At 70.0% G+C, this 17,224-nt stretch carries 15 protein-coding genes, 1 tRNA gene and 1 pseudogene; 2 read left to right on the forward strand and 15 right to left on the reverse strand.

What is annotated here, in order from left to right; genetic code table 11:
- Positions 1-27: 27 nt before the first annotated feature.
- From prmC to ACFP2V_RS18190, 11 genes are all read right to left on the reverse strand, one after another.
- Positions 28-915 carry a peptide chain release factor N(5)-glutamine methyltransferase gene (gene prmC, locus ACFP2V_RS18140; RefSeq protein WP_381213001.1) on the reverse strand — a complete coding sequence of 296 codons (888 nt, stop codon included), beginning with the start codon at positions 913-915 and terminating at the stop codon, positions 28-30.
- 73 nt (positions 916-988) lie between these two features.
- A complete protein-coding gene (gene prfA / locus ACFP2V_RS18145) occupies positions 989-2,065 on the reverse strand; it encodes a peptide chain release factor 1 (protein ID WP_381213004.1) in 1,077 nt (358 codons plus the stop codon).
- A 126-nt stretch (positions 2,066-2,191) separates the two neighbouring features.
- The gene (gene rpmE / locus ACFP2V_RS18150) at positions 2,192-2,413 is read right to left on the reverse strand and encodes a 50S ribosomal protein L31 (protein ID WP_381213007.1); all 222 of its coding nucleotides are present in this window, start codon (positions 2,411-2,413) and stop codon (positions 2,192-2,194) included.
- A gap of 214 nt (positions 2,414-2,627) precedes the next feature.
- Positions 2,628-3,725 (reverse strand): LCP family protein, encoded by a 1,098-nt coding sequence (locus tag ACFP2V_RS18155; protein ID WP_381213010.1) that lies wholly within the window; start codon positions 3,723-3,725, stop codon positions 2,628-2,630.
- Positions 3,726-3,848: 123 nt separating this feature from the next.
- On the reverse strand, positions 3,849-5,942 hold the full coding sequence (gene rho / locus ACFP2V_RS18160; RefSeq protein WP_381213013.1) for a transcription termination factor Rho: 2,094 nt from the start codon (positions 5,940-5,942) through the stop codon (positions 3,849-3,851).
- A 402-nt stretch (positions 5,943-6,344) separates the two neighbouring features.
- Complete coding sequence (gene thrB, locus ACFP2V_RS18165) at positions 6,345-7,262, reverse strand: homoserine kinase (RefSeq protein WP_381213016.1); 918 nt, start codon at positions 7,260-7,262, stop codon at positions 6,345-6,347.
- A 442-nt stretch (positions 7,263-7,704) separates the two neighbouring features.
- Positions 7,705-8,763, reverse strand: a complete 1,059-nt coding sequence (thrC, locus tag ACFP2V_RS18170; protein ID WP_381213019.1) for a threonine synthase — start codon at positions 8,761-8,763, stop codon at positions 7,705-7,707.
- A 6-nt stretch (positions 8,764-8,769) separates the two neighbouring features.
- Positions 8,770-10,062: a homoserine dehydrogenase gene (locus tag ACFP2V_RS18175; RefSeq protein ID WP_381213022.1), complete on the reverse strand. Its 1,293-nt coding sequence runs from the start codon at positions 10,060-10,062 to the stop codon at positions 8,770-8,772.
- A 187-nt stretch (positions 10,063-10,249) separates the two neighbouring features.
- The gene (gene lysA / locus ACFP2V_RS18180) at positions 10,250-11,641 is read right to left on the reverse strand and encodes a diaminopimelate decarboxylase (protein ID WP_381213025.1); all 1,392 of its coding nucleotides are present in this window, start codon (positions 11,639-11,641) and stop codon (positions 10,250-10,252) included.
- 15 nt (positions 11,642-11,656) lie between these two features.
- Positions 11,657-12,712 (reverse strand): ArgS-related anticodon-binding protein NrtL, encoded by a 1,056-nt coding sequence (nrtL, locus tag ACFP2V_RS18185; RefSeq protein WP_381213028.1) that lies wholly within the window; start codon positions 12,710-12,712, stop codon positions 11,657-11,659.
- 93 nt (positions 12,713-12,805) lie between these two features.
- Positions 12,806-13,330: a response regulator gene (locus ACFP2V_RS18190; protein WP_381213184.1), complete on the reverse strand. Its 525-nt coding sequence runs from the start codon at positions 13,328-13,330 to the stop codon at positions 12,806-12,808.
- A 135-nt stretch (positions 13,331-13,465) separates the two neighbouring features.
- Between ACFP2V_RS18190 and ACFP2V_RS18195 the strand changes: the two genes are divergently transcribed.
- Both ACFP2V_RS18195 and ACFP2V_RS18200 read left to right on the forward strand, forming a co-directional pair.
- A tRNA-Arg gene (locus tag ACFP2V_RS18195) sits at positions 13,466-13,537 on the forward strand.
- Positions 13,538-13,800: 263 nt separating this feature from the next.
- A complete protein-coding gene (locus ACFP2V_RS18200; protein WP_381213031.1) occupies positions 13,801-14,547 on the forward strand; it encodes a hypothetical protein in 747 nt (248 codons plus the stop codon).
- A gap of 91 nt (positions 14,548-14,638) precedes the next feature.
- Here ACFP2V_RS18200 and ACFP2V_RS18205 read toward each other — a convergent pair.
- The 4 genes and pseudogenes from ACFP2V_RS18205 to ACFP2V_RS18220 form a co-directional block, all read right to left on the reverse strand.
- Positions 14,639-14,875: pseudogene (locus ACFP2V_RS18205) on the reverse strand (tyrosine-type recombinase/integrase); the annotation flags it as partial.
- A gap of 319 nt (positions 14,876-15,194) precedes the next feature.
- On the reverse strand, positions 15,195-15,569 hold the full coding sequence (locus ACFP2V_RS18210; protein ID WP_381213034.1) for a hypothetical protein: 375 nt from the start codon (positions 15,567-15,569) through the stop codon (positions 15,195-15,197).
- A 395-nt stretch (positions 15,570-15,964) separates the two neighbouring features.
- Entirely contained in the window at positions 15,965-16,372 is a 408-nt protein-coding gene (locus ACFP2V_RS18215) for a hypothetical protein (protein ID WP_381213036.1), read from the reverse strand.
- A gap of 448 nt (positions 16,373-16,820) precedes the next feature.
- Positions 16,821-17,192 (reverse strand): cupin domain-containing protein, encoded by a 372-nt coding sequence (locus ACFP2V_RS18220; protein ID WP_381213039.1) that lies wholly within the window; start codon positions 17,190-17,192, stop codon positions 16,821-16,823.
- Positions 17,193-17,224 lie beyond the last annotated feature (32 nt).

Consider the following 17,224-nt stretch of genomic DNA (forward strand, 5'->3'; position numbering starts at 1 on the left):
CTGGGGTGGTTGAAGTCTGCCGGACGTTCACGGCAGCGCCTTGCGGGCGGTGGCGAACCGGGGCCGGTTGTTCAGGTCGGGGTGGTCGGCGGCGTCGGTCCAGCCGCGGTCCTCGGCGAAGATCCACGGCACCTGGCCGCCCTGGGTGTCGGCGTGCTCGACGACGACCACGCCACCGGGACGCAGCAGGCGGTGCGCGGTGCGTTCCAGGCCCCGGATGAGCTGAAGGCCGTCCTCGCCGGAGAACAGGGCCAGCTCGGGGTCGTGGTCGCGCGCCTCGGGGGCGACGTACTCCCATTCGGTGAGCGGGATGTACGGCGGGTTGGAGATCACCAGGTCGACCTGGCCGTCGAGGTCCGGGAAGGCCGTCAGGGCGTCTCCCTGGCGCAGCTCGACGCGCGAGCCCTCCACGTTCTTGCGGGTCCACACGAGGGCGTCCTCGGACAGCTCCACGGCGTACACGCGGGATCGCGGCACCTCCTGCGCGAGGGCGAGCGCGATGGCGCCCGAACCGGTGCACAGGTCGACGACGCACGGCTCGACGACGTCCATGGCCCGTACCGCGTCTATGGCCCAGCCGACGACCGACTCGGTCTCCGGGCGCGGCACGAACACCCCGGGCCCCACCTGGAGTTCGAGGTAGCGGAAGTAGGCGTGCCCGGTGATGTGCTGGAGCGGTTCGCGCGCCTCGCGGCGGGCGACGACCTCCCAGTAGCGGGCGTCGAAGTCGGCGTCCCGCACCGTGTGCAGTGCGCCGCGCTTGACGTCGTGCACGAACGCGGCGAGCTCCTCCGCGTCGGTGCGCGGCGAGGGCACGCCGGCGTCGGCGAGCCGCTGGGTGGCCTGGGCCACCTCCGCGAGCAGCACGCTGCGGGGGCTCGGGGGTCGCCCCCCACGATGTTGCTGCACGCTCATCCTCCGAAGTTCTCGTACGGCCGGTGCGGCGGCCCGGTGTCCGGGCCCGGTACTCAGGCCCGGTGGGCCGGCGTCATGCTGCGGCGAGTTTGGCGGCCGAGTCCGCGTCGACACAGGCCTGGATCACCGCGTTCAGGTCGCCGTCCAGGACCTGGTCCAGGTTGTACGCCTTGAACCCGACGCGATGGTCCGAGATGCGGTTCTCCGGGAAGTTGTAGGTGCGGATCTTCTCGGAGCGGTCGACGGTGCGGACCTGGCTGCGCCGGGCGTCCGCGGCCTCCTTCTCCGCCTCCTCCTGTGCCGCCGCGAGCAGCCTGGAGCGCAGGATACGCAGCGCCTGCTCCTTGTTCTGCAGCTGGCTCTTCTCGTTCTGGCAGGAGGCGACGACTCCGGTCGGGAGGTGCGTGATGCGCACGGCGGAGTCGGTGGTGTTGACGGACTGCCCGCCGGGGCCGGAGGAGCGGTAGACGTCGATCCGCAGGTCGTTCGGGTTGATCTCGACGTCGATCTCCTCCGCCTCGGGCGTCACCAGGACACCCGCCGCGGAGGTGTGGATGCGGCCCTGGGACTCGGTGGCCGGCACCCGCTGCACGCGGTGCACGCCGCCCTCGTACTTCAGCCGGGCCCACACGCCCTGGCCGGGCTCGGTGGCACCCTGGCCGCCCTTGGTCTTCACGGCGACCTGGACGTCCTTGTAGCCGCCCAGCTCGGACTCGGTGGCATCGATGATCTCGGTCTTCCAGCCCACGCGCTCGGCGTACCGCAGGTACATGCGCAGCAGGTCACCGGCGAACAGGGCGGACTCGTCGCCGCCCGCGCCCGCCTTGACCTCGAGGATGACGTCCTTGTCGTCGCTGGGGTCGCGCGGGACCAGCAGCAGGCGGAGCTTCTCGGTGAGCTCCTCGCGCTGCTTCTCCAGGTCCTTGAGCTCGGCGGCGAAGTCCGGGTCGTCGGCGGCCAGTTCACGCGCGGTCTCGATGTCGTCACCCGTCTGCTTGAAGGAGCGGTACGTGGTGACGATCGGGGTGAGTTCGGCGTAGCGCTTGTTCAGCCTGCGCGCGTTGGCCTGGTCGGCGTGGACCGACGGGTCGGCGAGCTTCGTCTCCAGGTCGGCGTGCTCGGTGACGAGTTCCTCGACGGCCTCGAACATCTTGGGCTCCTGCTACTGCGTGGGAAAGGGGAAGAGGGGCGACCAAAAACGCCGGTCCCGGCACGCGGCCCCTCCCACCTGCGCGGGGAGAGGAGTCGCGGCCGTGGACCGGCGAAATGGGGCTCGCTACTTCTTGGAGCCGGCGGCCTTGCCGAAGCGGGCCTCGAAGCGGGCCACACGGCCACCGGTGTCGAGGATCTTCTGCTTGCCCGTGTAGAACGGGTGGCACTCGGAGCAGACCTCGGCCCGGACGGTGCCGGACTCGATGGTGCTGCGGGTGGTGAACTGCGCACCGCAGGTGCAGCTGACCTGCGTCTCGACGTACGCGGGGTGGATGTCGCGCTTCAAGGTGACTCCTAGGTTCGGGAGGGCGCCGGGTCGCAGCCGCGGGATGCGGGAGCGTGAACCGGAACCGACGTACCAGTCTGCCAGGACTGGTGCCATCCCCCAAAACCGAGGGCTGCCGTCATTTGTTCCCGGGGCGGTGACGGCGGCTCTCCAGGGCGGTGACTGCGGCTCTCCGGGGGCGGCGGGCTTGCGGGGGCGACTCTCGGGACGGTGCTCACGGGGCGCTGACGACGCCCTTGGCATCACCGGTGGCCGTGTGGTCCGTGACCGCCCCCGGGATCGGCTCGTCGTTCCTCAGGGCGTCCCAGACCAGCCGCGCCTTCCCCGGCTCGGGAACGACCCGGTTGGGGTCGGCGGGGTCGTACCGTACCGGCATGGTCACCATGTGCAGGCCGGCGGGGCCGATGTCCCTCAGGCCGCCCGCGAAGGCCATCAGGGAGTTCACCGAGCCCAGACTGGAGTCGGTGGTGAGGGCCCTGGTGGCCGTGTCGGCGATGTCGTAGAGCTTCTTGGGGTCGGTGAGCAGGCCGATGTCGCTCACCTGCCGGGCCAGGGCCCTGACGAAGGCCTGCTGGAGCTGGATGCGGCCGAGGTCGGAGCCGTCACCGACGCCGTGCCGGGTGCGGACCAGGCCGAGGGACTGTACGCCGTCGAGCCGGTGGGTGCCGGCGGCGAGCTCCAGGTGGCTGTCGGGGTCGTCGATGTCCTTGGTGGTGGTGATCTCGACGCCGCCCAGCTTGTCGACGAGCTCCCGGAAGCCGCTGAAGTCGACCTCCAGGTAGTGGTCCATGCGCAGGTCGGTCATCGACTCGACGGTCTTCACGGCGCAGGCGGCCCCGCCCGTGGTGTACGCGGAGTTGAACATCACGCCGTTCGCGGCGGGGTGGGCACCCCCCTCGGTGTCGGTGCACTCGGGGCGGTCGACGAGGGTGTCACGCGGAACGGACACCACGGAGGCCTCGTCCCGTCCCTCGTGGACGTGCACGATCATCGCGGTGTCGGAGCGGGCCGTGCCGTCGTCGGTGCCACCGCCGAGCTCCTTGTTGCGGCCGGAGCGGGTGTCGGAACCGAGGACGAGGATGTTCTCGGAGCCGTCGTCGGCCTTCTCGGGCCGGTCGGAGCCGAGTATCCGGTCGATGTCGACGCTCCTGAGGTTGCCGTTGAGCGTGACGTACACGTACCCGATGCCGGCACCGCCGAGGGCGACAAGGGCGGCCGCTGTCCAGGCCACGACCTTCGTGCCCCGCCGCCACCTTCGGCGGCCGTCCCCGGCCCGGGGACGTCCGGTCCGGTGTGCGCTCTCGGCAGACATAGGCTTCTCAGCTCCCGTCCGCCCGGGTACCCCCTCCGGCCCCGAAACCACGTGCCGGACCACAAGGGCCGCTTCCCGGACGTCCGGGAAGCGGCCCTTGTGGTGAGACGGGCAGGACGAACGTCAGTCGCCGTTGCCCGGCGTCGGCGTCGTCTTCTGGATCTGCAGCAGGAACTCGCCGTTCGACTTCGTCTGCTTCATCTTGTCGAGAAGCAGCTCGATCGCCTGCTGGGAGTCGAGCGCGTGCAGCACCCGGCGGAGCTTCCAGGTGACGGCCAGCTCGTCGCTGCCGAGCAGGATCTCCTCCTTGCGGGTGCCGGACGCGTCGACGTCCACCGCGGGGAAGATGCGCTTGTCGGCGAGCTTCCGGTCGAGCTTGAGCTCCATGTTGCCGGTGCCCTTGAACTCCTCGAAGATCACCTCGTCCATGCGGGACCCGGTGTCCACCAGGGCGGTGGCGAGGATGGTCAGCGAACCGCCGTCCTCGATGTTGCGGGCCGCACCGAAGAAGCGCTTCGGCGGGTACAGCGCCGTCGAGTCGACACCACCGGACAGGATGCGGCCGGAGGCCGGGGCGGCGAGGTTGTACGCACGGCCCAGACGCGTGATCGAGTCGAGCAGCACGACGACGTCGTGGCCCAGCTCCACCAGACGCTTGGCGCGCTCGATGGCGAGCTCGGCGACCGTGGTGTGGTCCTCGGCCGGGCGGTCGAAGGTCGAGGAGATGACCTCGCCCTTCACCGACCGCTGCATGTCGGTGACCTCTTCCGGACGCTCGTCGACGAGAACGACCATCAGGTGGCACTCGGGGTTGTTGTGCGTGATCGCGTTGGCGACCGCCTGCATGATCATGGTCTTGCCGGTCTTCGGCGGGGCCACGATCAGACCGCGCTGGCCCTTGCCGATCGGCGACACGAGGTCGATGATCCGCGTGGTGAGGACACCGGGGTCGGTCTCCAGACGGAGGCGGTCCTGCGGGTACAGCGGGGTGAGCTTGTTGAACTCCGGGCGGCCGCGGCCGTGTTCGGGCGCCATGCCGTTGACGGAGTCGAGGCGGACCAGCGCGTTGAACTTCTCGCGCCGCTCGCCCTCCTTCGGCTGCCGCACCGCGCCGGTGAGGTGGTCGCCCTTGCGCAGGCCGTTCTTGCGGACCTGGGCGAGGGAGACGTACACGTCGTTCGGGCCGGGCAGGTAGCCGGAGGTCCGGATGAACGCGTAGTTGTCGAGGATGTCGAGGATGCCCGCGACCGGGATCAGGACGTCGTCCTCGGCGATCTGCGGCTCCTGCACCTCGTCACGACCGCGCCGGCCGCGACGGTCGCGGTAGCGTCCGCGCCGGCCGCGCCGGCCGCTTCCGTCGTCGTCGTAACCGTCGTCCTGGCGGCCGCCGCCCTGCTGCTGGCTCTGCTGACGGCCCTGGCCGCCCTGGCTCTGCTGCTGGTCGTCGCTCTTGCCTCGACGGTCCCCGCGGTCGCCCCGATCGCCGCGCTCACCACGGTCGTTGCGGTCGCCACGGTCGCCGCGCTCACCACGGTCGGTGCGGTCACCACGGTCGGTGCGGTCACGGCCGCGCTCGCGGCGGTCACGGCGGCGGGCGTCACCGCCGTCGTGGTCGGACTTGGTGTCGTCCTGCGACGGGGACTGCTGCGACTGCGCCTGGCCCTCGGCCTTCGCGTCGCTCTTCGCCTCGGCGGGAGCCTGCTCGGCCGCGGCGACCGGAGCGCCCGCGTCCGCGGTGGCTCGACGGCGACGCGTGGCGGGGGCCTGCTCGGCCGGAGCCGTCTCGGCCGGGGCGGAGGCCTTCGGGGAGGGCTGGCCGGGAATGTCGATCTGCTGCTGGGCGGTGGCCTGTTCGGCGGGGGCCTCGGCGGCGGACTTCTTCTCGGCGGTGTCGCCCGTACGGGTCCGGGAGGTGGCGCGACGCTTGGGCTTGGTCTCCACCGCCTCGGCCGGGGCCTCGCTCTTCGGCGCGGCGGAGCCGCCCGACGCCTGCGCCTCCTTGATGACCTCGATCAGCTGGCTCTTGCGCATACGCGCGGTGCCCCTGATGCCGAGGCCGGATGCGACCTGCTGAAGCTCGGCCAGCACCATGCCCTCGAGGCCGGTGCCCCGGCGCCGCCGGGAGCCGGCACCGCTGGCAGGCGCGGAGGCGTCCGTGGCGGGCGCGGCAGCGGTCTCCTCGACACGTGCGCCCATCAGATCGGTGGTGTCGCTCACGAAGGGTCCTTCCCTGGAGCGGACGTCGGCCTGTCTGGCTCGGCGACCGGTTGTGCTGTCCGGCTTCGGTTCTTGCTGTGCGAACCGTGCCGGGGCGGTGGTCCGCCTCGACGGCGGAAGAAATATCTGGTGATGGCGCTTCCCCGAGCCGTGGCATCCAGTGTCACGTGGCGTGGTCGCACCGGTTCCGGAGCGTGCCCGGCGGGCCGTTCAGTGTCCGCGTACGACGTACTGCTCGCGTACGAAGCAGAGAACACAGTTGGGCTTGGGGGGCTCCCGGAAGAATGTCTGTCCCGAGCGGGGACACGAGGCACCTCGCCATGGTGGGGTCGGGTGCAGACTTGAGGTTAACACTACCGGATCCAACAAACATTCCCCCTCTCCTTGTCCGGCAACCGTGTGTCAGGCGGCGAGCGGGAGCACGCTCGCTCCCCGCAGATCGAGGCTGAGCCGGTTGGCGGCCCAGTCGTTGCCGGCCAGCGCTTCGACCTTGTCGGCGGTGTCCGCGTCGGCCAGCGCCATGACGGTGGGTCCGGCGCCGGAGATCACCGCGGGGACGCCGTCCGCGCGCAGCCGCTCGACCAGCGCCGCGCTCTCGGGCATGGCGGGGGCGCGGTACTCCTGGTGCAGACGGTCCTCGGTGGCGGGCAGCAGCAGTTCGGGACGCCTGGTCAGAGCCTCTACGAGCAGGGCGGCACGGCCCGCGTTGGCGGCGGCGTCGACATGCGGCACGGTGCGCGGCAGCAGGCCGCGCGCGGTCTCGGTGAGAACGGGTTTGCCGGGTACGAACACCACCGGCACGACGGATTCGGCGGGCTCCATCCTGATCGCGCGGGCCGCGCCGCTCTCCATCCAGGAGAGGGTGAAGCCGCCCAGCAGACAGGCCGCGACATTGTCGGGGTGGCCCTCGATCTCGGTGGCGAGTTCGAGCAGCGCGGTGTCGTCGAGCCTGGCCTCGGCGCCTATGGTCACGGCGCGGGCGGCGACGATTCCGGCGCAGATGGCGGCGGAGGAGGAGCCCAGGCCACGGCCGTGCGGAATGCGGTTGGCGCAGACGATCTCCAGGCCGCGCGGCTGTCCGCCGAGCAGGTCGAAGGCGGTACGCAGGGAGCGTACGAGCAGATGGTTCTCGTCGCGGGGGAGGGTTTCACCGCCCTCGCCGGCGATGTCGATGTGCAGCCCGGCGTCGGCCACCCGGACGACGATGTCGTCGTACAGGCCCAGCGCGAGGCCGAGGGCGTCGAAGCCCGGACCGAGATTGGCGCTGGTGGCGGGGACGCGCACCCGGACGGCGGCGGCGCGGAAGGCGGGACCGGCCATCGCTCGATGACTCTCCTTGAGCTGAGGACTGTGACGGTGGCTGTCGAAGACTGTCGAATGACATTCGATGACGTGCAAAACCCCTGGGATCGCCGCCGACCAGGGTGGCCGGCCGCTTCCCTAACCCCTCCGAGCCTCTCCGGGCCATGGTCCGGACCACGGAGACGACGCGGGACCGCGGCATATGCGGCGGTGGGTTGAGTACAGCCTATCGAAGGAAGGTTCTGTGTCGACATAGGGCGCACGGGAGGCGCACGATGCGTGTCGTAAGCCCCCTGTGCCCCCTGTGGGGGGAACTTTCCCGGGCGAGCGCCTTCTTACGCCCGTCCTGCCGGCGCGTGCTGCCGCCGACGCGTGCTGCCGCCGCCGGGCGGGGAACGGCCGGGGCCGCGGCGGTCAAAAGGCCCGGGGCGCGCTGCCCCGGGCCTTCCGGTACCGGCGGTCAGGCCAGTCCGAGCCGCTCTGCGGCCGTCGCGGCGTCCACGGGGACGGTGACCGGCTGCGGCGCTCCGGCGACGGCCCAGTCCGGGTCCTTCAGGCCGTTGCCCGTGACGGTGCACACGATGCGCTGGCCCGGGTCGACCTTGCCCTGCTCGGCGGCCTTCAGCAGACCGGCGACCGACGCGGCGGAGGCGGGCTCGACGAAGACGCCCTCCTGCGCGGCCAACAGCCGGTAGGCGCGCAGGATCTCACGGTCCGTCACCTCGTCGATGAGGCCGCCGGACTCGTCCCGCGCCGCGAGCGCGTACTGCCACGAGGCGGGGTTGCCGATCCGGATGGCGGTGGCGATCGTCGCCGGGTCCTTGACGACCTCGCCGCGCACGATCGGGGCGCTGCCGGACGCCTGGTAGCCCCACATCCGGGGGGCCCGGGTGGAGATGCCGTCGGCGGCGTACTCCCGGTAGCCCCTCCAATAGGCGGTGATGTTGCCCGCGTTGCCCACCGGCAGGACATGGATGTCGGGGGCGTCGCCCAGCATGTCCACGATCTCGAACGCGGCCGTCTTCTGTCCCTCGATACGCACCGGGTTGACCGAATTGACCAGCGCCACGGGGTAGTTGTCGCTGAGCGCGCGGGCGAGGGTGAGGCAGTCGTCGAAGTTGCCGTCGACCTGGAGGATCTTGGCGCCGTGCACCAGGGCCTGGCCCATCTTGCCGAGCGCGATCTTGCCCTGCGGCACGAGCACCGCGGAGACCATCCCGGCGCGCACCGCGTAGGCGGCGGCGGACGCGGAGGTGTTGCCGGTGGAAGCGCAGATGACGGCCTGCGCGCCCTCCTCCTTGGCCTTGGAGATGGCCATGGTCATGCCCCGGTCCTTGAAGGACCCGGTCGGGTTCGCGCCCTCGACCTTGAGGTGGACCTCGCAGCCCGTGCGCTCGGAGAGTACCTGCGCGGGCACGAGCGGCGTACCGCCCTCACGGAGCGTAACGACCGGCGTGGTGTCGGCGACCGGCAGCCGGTCCCGGTACTCCTCGATGATTCCGCGCCACTGGTGGGTCATTGCTGCTTACTCTCCTTCAACCCGCATGATGCTGGCGACACCGCGCACGGTGTCGAGCTTGCGCAAGGCGTCGACGGTGCCGTCGAGGGCCGCGTCGGACGCACGGTGGGTGACGACGACGAGGGAGGCCTCCCCGTCCTTGCCCTGCTGGCGAACCGTATCGATCGAGACACCGCGCTCGGCGAACACGGTCGCGACCTGGGCGAGAACGCCCGGTTTGTCGGCCACATCGAGGCTGATGTGGTAGCGCGTGACGACCTCGCCCATCGGGGAGACGGGCAGCGCCGCGTAGGCGGACTCGCCCGGTCCGGTCGTCTGACTGAGCCGGTTGCGGCAGACGGCGACGAGGTCGCCGAGCACGGCGGAGGCGGTGGGCGCCCCGCCGGCGCCGGGCCCGTAGAACATCAGCTGTCCCGCGGCGTCCGACTCCACGAACACGGCGTTGTACGCGCCGCGGACCGAGGCCAGCGGGTGGATGAGGGGGATCATCGCCGGATGCACCCGCGCGGTGACGGATCCACCGTCCGCGGCCCGCTCGCAGATGGCCAGCAGCTTGATGGTGCAGCCCATCTCCCGCGCCGAGGCGAAGTCGGCGGCGGTGACCTCGGTCATGCCCTCGCGGTGCACGTCGTCGAGCCGCACGCGCGTATGGAAGGCGATCCCGGCGAGGATGGCGGCCTTGGCGGCGGCGTCGAAGCCCTCGACGTCAGCGGTCGGGTCGGCTTCCGCATACCCGAGGGCGGTGGCCTCGTCGAGCGCCTCCTGGTAGCCGGCGCCGGTGGAGTCCATCTTGTCGAGGATGAAGTTGGTGGTGCCGTTGACGATGCCGAGCACCCGGTTGACCTTGTCACCGGCGAGCGACTCGCGCAGCGGCCGGATCAGCGGGATGGCGCCGGCGACGGCGGCCTCGTAGTAGAGGTCCTTGCCGTGCTCCTCGGCGGCGGCGTGCAGCGCGGCGCCGTCCTGGGCGAGCAGCGCCTTGTTCGCGGAGACGACGGACGCGCCGTGTGCGAAGGCGGTGGTGATCAGCGTCCGCGCGGGCTCGATCCCGCCGATGACCTCGACGACGACATCGAGGTCGCCGCGTTTGACCAGGGCGGTGGCGTCGGTGGTGACCAGCTCCGGGGCGATGCCCTCGCGCACCCTGTCCGGGCGCCGCACGGCGACCCCGGCGAGCTCCACCGGGGCCCCGATGCGGGCGGCGAGGTCGGCGGCCTGCGTCGTCATGATGCGCGCCACCTCTGAGCCGACCACTCCACAGCCCAGCAGCGCCACCTTCAGCGGACGCGTACGCATCATCCGACCTCGTTTCCTGATTACCGTCTAGGTTGCACCAGTCTCACTCACCGGACGGAAGTTTCTTCCCTTTGTCCGAATCGTGAGACAGTAATTTCATCGGGAAGCCGGAAGATCCGAAGATCTTCCGCCCTCCTGCTTCTGTTACTTCTGTTGTTTCTGTTGCTTCCGCTGCTGTTCTCTTCGCTCCTCACCCGACGTCGAGACGGAGGAGGTCGTCCTCCGTCTCGCGCCGGACGATGACCCGCGCCTCACCGTCCGCGACGGCGACGACGGGCGGGCGGAGCACATGGTTGTAGTTGCTCGCCATCGACCGGCAGTACGCGCCGGTGGCCGGTACGGCGATCAGGTCGCCCGGCGCCAGGTCCCCCGGCAGGAAGGCGTCACGCACCACGATGTCACCACTCTCGCAGTGCTTGCCGACGACCCGGCAGAGCATCGGCTCGGCGTCGGAGGTGCGGGAGACGAGGGCGACGCTGTACTCGGCGTCGTACAGCGCGGTGCGGATGTTGTCCGACATCCCGCCGTCGACGGAGACGTACGTGCGCAGCCCCTCGAGCGGCTTGATGGTGCCGACCTCGTACACCGTGAAGGCGGTCGGCCCGACGATGGCCCGCCCGGGCTCGACGGAGATACGCGGGGTGGCGAGGCGGGCGCCCTCGCACTCGCGGGTGACGATCTCGGTCAGCGCCTTGGCGATCTCGTGCGGCTCGCGGGGGTCGTCGTCGCTGGTGTAGGCGATGCCGAGGCCGCCGCCGAGGTCGATCTCGGGCAGTTCGACCCCGTGCTCGTCCCGGATCTCCTTGAGCAGTCCGACGACCCGGTGGGCGGCGACCTCGAACCCGGACATGTCGAAGATCTGCGACCCGATGTGCGAGTGGATTCCGATGACCTCCAGCCCGTCCAGCCGGAGCGCCCGCCGCACGGCCTCGGCGGCCTGCCCGCCGGCGAGCGGGATCCCGAACTTCTGGTCCTCGTGCGCGGTGGCGATGAACTCGTGCGTGTGCGCCTCGACGCCGACGGTGATGCGGATCTGCACCCGCTGCCGCCTGCCGAGCGACTGCGCGATGTGCGCGACCCGGACGATCTCCTGGAAGGAGTCGAGCACGATCCGGCCGACCCCGGCCTCGACGGCCCGGCGGATCTCGGCCACGGACTTGTTGTTGCCGTGGAAGGCGATCCGGTCGGCGGGCATACCCGCGGACAGGGCGGTGGCCAGCTCCCCGCCGGAGCAGACGTCGAGGTTCAGCCCTTCCTCGTGGAGCCATCGCACGACGGCCCGGGAGAGGAACGCCTTGCCGGCGTAGAACACGTCGGCGTCGTCCCCGAAGGCGGTGCGCCAGGCCTGCGCGCGGGCCCGGAAGTCGGTCTCGTCGAGGATGTAGGCGGGGGTGCCGAACTCCTCGGCGAGCCGTGTGACGGGAACCCCGCCGACGGTGAGCGCGCCGGCCTCGTCACGGCTGACGGTCCGCGCCCACACCTTCGGGTCGAGGGCGTTGAGGTCGGTGGGCGGTGCGGAGTAGTGCCCCTCGGGAAGGACGTCGGCGTGACGGGGCCCGGCGGGATGTGCGGAACGGCTCATTCTTCGCGTGCTCTCTCAAAGGTGGTGGGGTGCGTCGATGCCGAGCAGGGACAGGCCGTCGGCCAGCACCGTCCCGGCGGCTTCGGCGAGCGCGAGCCGGGCGCGGTGGACGGCCGAGGGTTTCTCCGCGCCGAGCGGCAGCACGGCGGGGAGCAGGGGCTGCGTGGCATCGGCGACGGTGACGAGATGCCGGGCGAGCCGGTCGGGAGCGCGGTGCCGCGCGGCGGCCGCGAGAACGCGGGGGTGGTCGGCGAGGGCGGCGAGCAGCGGCCTGGTTCCGTTCGCGCCGACGGGGCCGGGCTCGGCGTGGAACCCGAGGTCGGCGGCGTTGCGTGCGAGGGCACGGGTGCGGGCGTGGACGTACCGCACCCGGAAGAGGGGGTTGCTCTCCCGCTGGGCCAGGTGCTCCGCGCCGATCCGCGGCCGGTCGTGCGCCGCGGGCCGCAGCAACGCCCACCGCGCGGCATCCCGGCCGAGCGGCAGCGGGTCGGCGGGGGCGGGCACGGGGCGGACGTCGGTACGGGGGAGGTCGGGGGCACCGGCGGGCTGGTGATCGACGCCGCCGCCGAGCACGGCGATCCACTCGGACGGGGGGGCGGCATCGCAGCCGGCCCGCACCAGGCATCCCTGGGACCGCAGAATCCGAACAAGCACGTCGAGGTGAACGAAGGCACGCATCTCAGCCGCCCCATGCAACAGCACACACTCCCCGCCCCCCTCCGGCAGATGCCCGTAAGGGGTGTCGCCCGCGCTGAGGATCTCCTCCACGAGGGCGGGGGGAACGGCGGACCCGTGCAGGCTGATGTTGATGAACCCGGGTCCGGTGATGACGACATCGCCGATGCCGTCGGCGTGAAGGAGGCGGGCCCGGAGAACCTCGGCAACGTGCTGCGGCGTCCGCCCGGCCGGGCGGGCCAGCTGGAGGGCGACGTTGGTGGCGTACTCCCCGCACCCCCCGGGCCCCGGCGGAGCGACGACGACCCTCTCGGGCACGGGCACCCGCAGCTCCCCGTCGTCGACAGCACAGCGCACCGCGTGCAGCACGGTACGGGAGAGCTCGACGGGGGTCACGGGACAAGGGTAGGGGAGGAGAGGGGTAGGGAAGCGAGTCGATTCGGCGGGGATCCCGCCATATGGACGCCTGGATGGACAGACCCGGCCCGGCTACCCCGGAGCGTGCCCGGCGGCCCGCTCGGCACCGCCAAGGCCACTGCCACCACTCACCCCACCACCACTCCCACTGCTCCCACCGCCGCTCCCCCGCCGCCGCCGCTCGATCAACTGCCAGACGACCCGCACGAGTTCAGTGGGCTCGAAGGGCTTGGCGAGGAAAACATCAACGCCGACATCAAGCCCGCTCTCGACCTCGTACTGGGTACAGGCACTGATGATGGCGAGCGGAAGGTCACGGGTCCGGGGATCGGAACGCAGCCGGGCCGCGGTCCTGAGCCCGTCGAGCCGCGGCATGGCGACATCGAGGGTGATCAGGTCGGGCCGCACCTGATGGACGACTTCCAGACACTCGGCACCATCGGCCGCGGTCACGACCTCGATGCCCTCAAGCTCGAGGTTGACCCTGATCAACTGCCGGATGACCTTGTTGTCGTCCACAACAAGCACCCGGCGCGACGCCCCTGGCACAACTCGAGAGTAGGCCGAGACCGGCCACCGCGTCCGCGTTTTCCCCACTTCCACCCCCAGGGGTACCGCCTCGAACACCCAGGGTGACACCCACCTCCCCTCACGCCACGGAAAACGGGTTCCTGACCACCCCACCAGAACTGGTACTGTTCTACCCGTCGAAGCGATCACCGCAACCGACACGCCCCCGTAGCTCAGGGGATAGAGCAACGGCCTCCGGAGCCGTGTGCGCAGGTTCGAATCCTGCCGGGGGCACCCTGCATGAGGTGCCCAAAGACCCCGTCACCAGCGGAAACGCTGAGGCCGGGGTCTTCGCGTATGTGCAGGCGGATGCCGCCCTGAGCGGCCATATGCCGGGGTCTGTGGACGAGGCGTGGACGGGATCTTGGAGCATCGCCGCAGGTGACTGGCGCTTTCGGCGGACGATCAGCCGATGCTCGTTGCAGCGGTGCGCCTGCCGATCCTGTATCCCCGGCCACCACGCCGTCACACGGCAGTCGACTGCTTAGATCAGCGGCATGACTGACTGGTCTCGGCTCCACCACGCCTATGGCACGGCAGAAGACATCCCCGGCCTGCTCGATGGAGCGAGTACGGACCCACAGAGCCCCGCCTGGGACGAACTGTGGTCCCGGCTGTGCCATCAGGACACTGTCTACTCGGCGAGCTACGCAGCCTTGCCTGCTCTGACCCGGATGGCGCGGCAATGGTCGACCCCGGATCGTCAGGCGCCGCTGTATCTGGCCGGCTCGATCATGGTCAGCACGGACCGACCTCACGACTGGAAAGATCCCCGGGTGGCCTACGCCTCGGAGATATCCGAGCTGATCCGACTGACCGAGGAAGCCCTTCAGGACCCCACACTCGCTGACGCCCCGGGGACTTACATCGATTTGCTGGCCACGCTTTTGAGTTTTCAGGGTGTCGAGGTCTGGGGCGAGCAGCTCGACGGATTGCACGTTGGGGAGTACGAGGTCTCCTGTCCTGCATGCGCCTCGGAGAACTTCATAGTCCTCGGAGAGGACGGCTTCTTCTCCACCACAGACAGCATGTACATGGAGCAACCCGGGGCGAGAAAGGTACCGTTGCAGCCCCGGTCCTCCGAAGCCTTGGACGGGCTGGCCCGAACCCTTTACTCGCGCGCGCTCGCGGATGGCCACCCCGACATCGCACACAAGGTGACCTATGTCTTCGGTGACGCACAGTGCGCCGAGTGCGACACGGTCTTCAGCGTCGAGGAAGCCATCACCACCCGGTGGGGCTGATGAGACCGCATCCGTCCCCCACGGACGGCCCCAGGTGACACCGGAGCCCCTGGAGAAGACTCCAGGGGCTCCGGTTTCGAGGCCGGTGACGTCACTCGTACTCGCGCAGCAGGTCCTCGATGCGCCGGTTGGCGACGTCCTGCCGCCCGTCGAGGCACTTCGCGTAGCGGGTCAGCAGAACCTCGACGCTGTTGCCGGCGCGCTCAGCCACCTCGGTCGGGTCGACACCGGCGTTGAGCCACGTCGACAACGCCGAGTGCCGAAAGTCATACGGCCGACTCGCGAGGGGCGAGGCCGCGACGGCCGGCGGGAGCGCGAGGAGCCGGGATGGGGGGCGCCGTTGCCGAGTGCAGGCCCGTAGTGGCGTGTGCGGGGTGCTCCCATCCCGTCCACCGTCGACCCAGGCAGAGCCGAGCAGACGCGGCCCAGGGCGTCCAGGTCGTTCGTACAGTGGCGCGCTCCACCTGGACGCCCTGAACCACGCCCGCTCCACAGTGTGTGGGTCGACGGCGGACGGGATGGGAGCAGGGGTGAGTGATGGGTCGCGGTATACGTGTGGCCCAAGTCACCACCGAGACATACCCCCAGGCCGGGATACAACCGTACGCAGTCTGTACACCAGCGTGTACAAGCTACTTGGCGCAGCTTCAGTAGGTCCTGCGGCGCAGGTTCCTCACGAAGAGCGGCACCGACAGCAGGAGCAGGGCTCCTTCGACAGCCAGGCTGACCAGCCCGAGCGGTTCCGTCCAGTTGCCGACGTCGTCGCTGTAGTAGGGCAGCCCCGGACCCCTGGAGAGGATGTAGCCCAGCAAAGGCCCGACGGCGACCATGGCTGCCAGCAACCATCCCAGTCGAACAAGGCCGATGAGGAGCAGCACTGCGGCGACCACTGCCGCGATCTCCAGGACGTGGTAGGCGATCCCGATGTAATAGGGGTCCCTCGTCGCCGTGATGCCGCCCTGGTCCACGACGTGGAGGGCGGCCACCGCGAGGCACAGCAGAGCTCCCGCCCACCTGGCCATCCAGGTAGTCCCCGGCACCGTCGCGGCGTGGTGTGGCATGCGGAGGTACCTTCGCCCTTCTTCAGCAGCGTGTGCCTGCCGCGCCGCGATCCCATCTGCGCGGTCGGCTCCTCCTGAACAGGCTGCGCGCCGCGCTTCTGTCAGGTCCCAGCCTCAGCGGGCGATTGCTCGCCGTCGCCCCCGACGGTGCAGACGAGTGACACAAAAGAGGTACCGACGCGGACGGCGCCTCACTGCCAGCAGCCCGGCAGACAGGCACACGTGCCCCCTGCGTGCCCGATCGAGCGGGAAACCACGGGGAACACCGGGCAGTCGCAGCAGCCGGACACGAGAACGGCGCCGACCGAACACCCATGCCAGGAGGCCATGGACGAGACCTCATGGTGTTGGCCTGGTCATTGATCACAGGAAATCTCAGCCAGCCACTCTGGGGTGTAGCACTCGGCAAACGACCACTTCCGGTCCGAGTAGCGGTCGTCCGTGCTGTCGGTGTACACCTCAAGCCTGCCTTGCGGCGTCAAGCGGTAGTACTCGCGGATCAGGTCACCCTCCACAGTCGGATGAGTCACCTTCAGTTCTGCGCTCTCGCCACTCTTCAGGGCTCGCCGGAGACAGACGATTTCACGCACCGCCTGCTTCTGTATCTCCTCACCCTGAGCCGAGCTCACTTCGCCACAACGTGAAAACTCGCTTCTGGACTCCCAGCGGTCCTTGACCGGATCCTCCAGCATGCCGCAACCTGCCGCCAGCAAGGACGTGGCCGCTACCGCGATGAGCCGCACGCGGACCGAAACAGCCGTCACACAGCGACGACAGGCTCTGCTCCGACCTGTCGTCCGCGTCAGGTCCGGCACGTCGTTACCGACGTACGCGAGCAGACCCGTTTTCGCTCCCAAAGCCCCTCCCCGAACCCCATACTTGATCGCGGCCGCACCACACCCGCCGGCTCCGACATGAGATGCACCGATGCCGCTTCTCCGGACCGTTGGTCCGACCGACCGCGGTGAGGATGCCTGCCTTGGCGAGGGCCTGCACATCACGGGGGGCCTGCTGGGAGTTCAACCCTTCGCTCCTCTCGTAGCGTGAGCGACGCATGCGTACGGCCAGGGCCACTTCGTGGAGGGCGGCGACCTGCCGATCGCTGACACCCGGGGCGTCAGCGTGCCGGTCGAGCAGACATGGAACAGGAAGGGTCCAAGAACTCGAGGATGGAGCGCCTCCCTGCCCTGAAAGTGTCCGGGCGCCGTGAAGTCAGTGCAAGGCTTCGGCGGCTTTGGTCAGTGGTCCACCCGCGTCGCCTGTGTTGAGGACTCCTGCCGGTTCCAGCAGCAGGATGGCGGTCTCCTCGTCGGCCACGGGGCGGTGTTCGACACCGCGGGGCACCACGAACAGCTCGCCCGGTTCGAGCGTGACGTCGCCGTCCCTGAGCTGGATGGTGAGCCGACCGCTGATGACGAGGAACAGTTCGTCGGTGTCCTCGTGGGTGTGCCAGACGAACTCGCCCTTCAGCTTGGCCAGCTTGACCTCGTAGTCGTTGAGATCGGCCACTTTCTTCTGTGCCCAGAGCTCGTCGAACTGCGAGAGCTTGCGTGCCAGGTTCACGGGTGCATGGGATGTGGTCATGTGAGGAGCGTGCCGCCGCCGGCCGCCTCTGG

The sequence above is a fragment of the Streptomyces incanus genome (assembly GCF_042656345.1).
In the GTDB taxonomy this organism is placed as follows: Bacteria; Actinomycetota; Actinomycetes; order Streptomycetales; family Streptomycetaceae; genus Streptomyces; species Streptomyces incanus.

What these genes read in the sequence shown, in the direction of transcription:
- prmC (WP_381213001.1), bottom strand. Translation starts at nt 915, where the DNA reads ATGAGCGTGCAGCAACATCGTGGGGGGCGACCCCCGAGCCCCCGCAGC.
- prfA (WP_381213004.1), bottom strand. Translation starts at nt 2,065, where the DNA reads ATGTTCGAGGCCGTCGAGGAACTCGTCACCGAGCACGCCGACCTGGAG.
- ACFP2V_RS18155 (WP_381213010.1), bottom strand. Translation starts at nt 3,725, where the DNA reads ATGTCTGCCGAGAGCGCACACCGGACCGGACGTCCCCGGGCCGGGGAC.
- thrB (WP_381213016.1), bottom strand. Translation starts at nt 7,262, where the DNA reads ATGGCCGGTCCCGCCTTCCGCGCCGCCGCCGTCCGGGTGCGCGTCCCC.
- thrC (WP_381213019.1), bottom strand. Translation starts at nt 8,763, where the DNA reads ATGACCCACCAGTGGCGCGGAATCATCGAGGAGTACCGGGACCGGCTG.
- ACFP2V_RS18175 (WP_381213022.1), bottom strand. Translation starts at nt 10,062, where the DNA reads ATGATGCGTACGCGTCCGCTGAAGGTGGCGCTGCTGGGCTGTGGAGTG.
- lysA (WP_381213025.1), bottom strand. Translation starts at nt 11,641, where the DNA reads ATGAGCCGTTCCGCACATCCCGCCGGGCCCCGTCACGCCGACGTCCTT.
- ACFP2V_RS18200 (WP_381213031.1), top strand. Translation starts at nt 13,801, where the DNA reads ATGACTGACTGGTCTCGGCTCCACCACGCCTATGGCACGGCAGAAGAC.
- ACFP2V_RS18210 (WP_381213034.1), bottom strand. Translation starts at nt 15,569, where the DNA reads ATGGCCAGGTGGGCGGGAGCTCTGCTGTGCCTCGCGGTGGCCGCCCTC.
- ACFP2V_RS18220 (WP_381213039.1), bottom strand. Translation starts at nt 17,192, where the DNA reads ATGACCACATCCCATGCACCCGTGAACCTGGCACGCAAGCTCTCGCAG.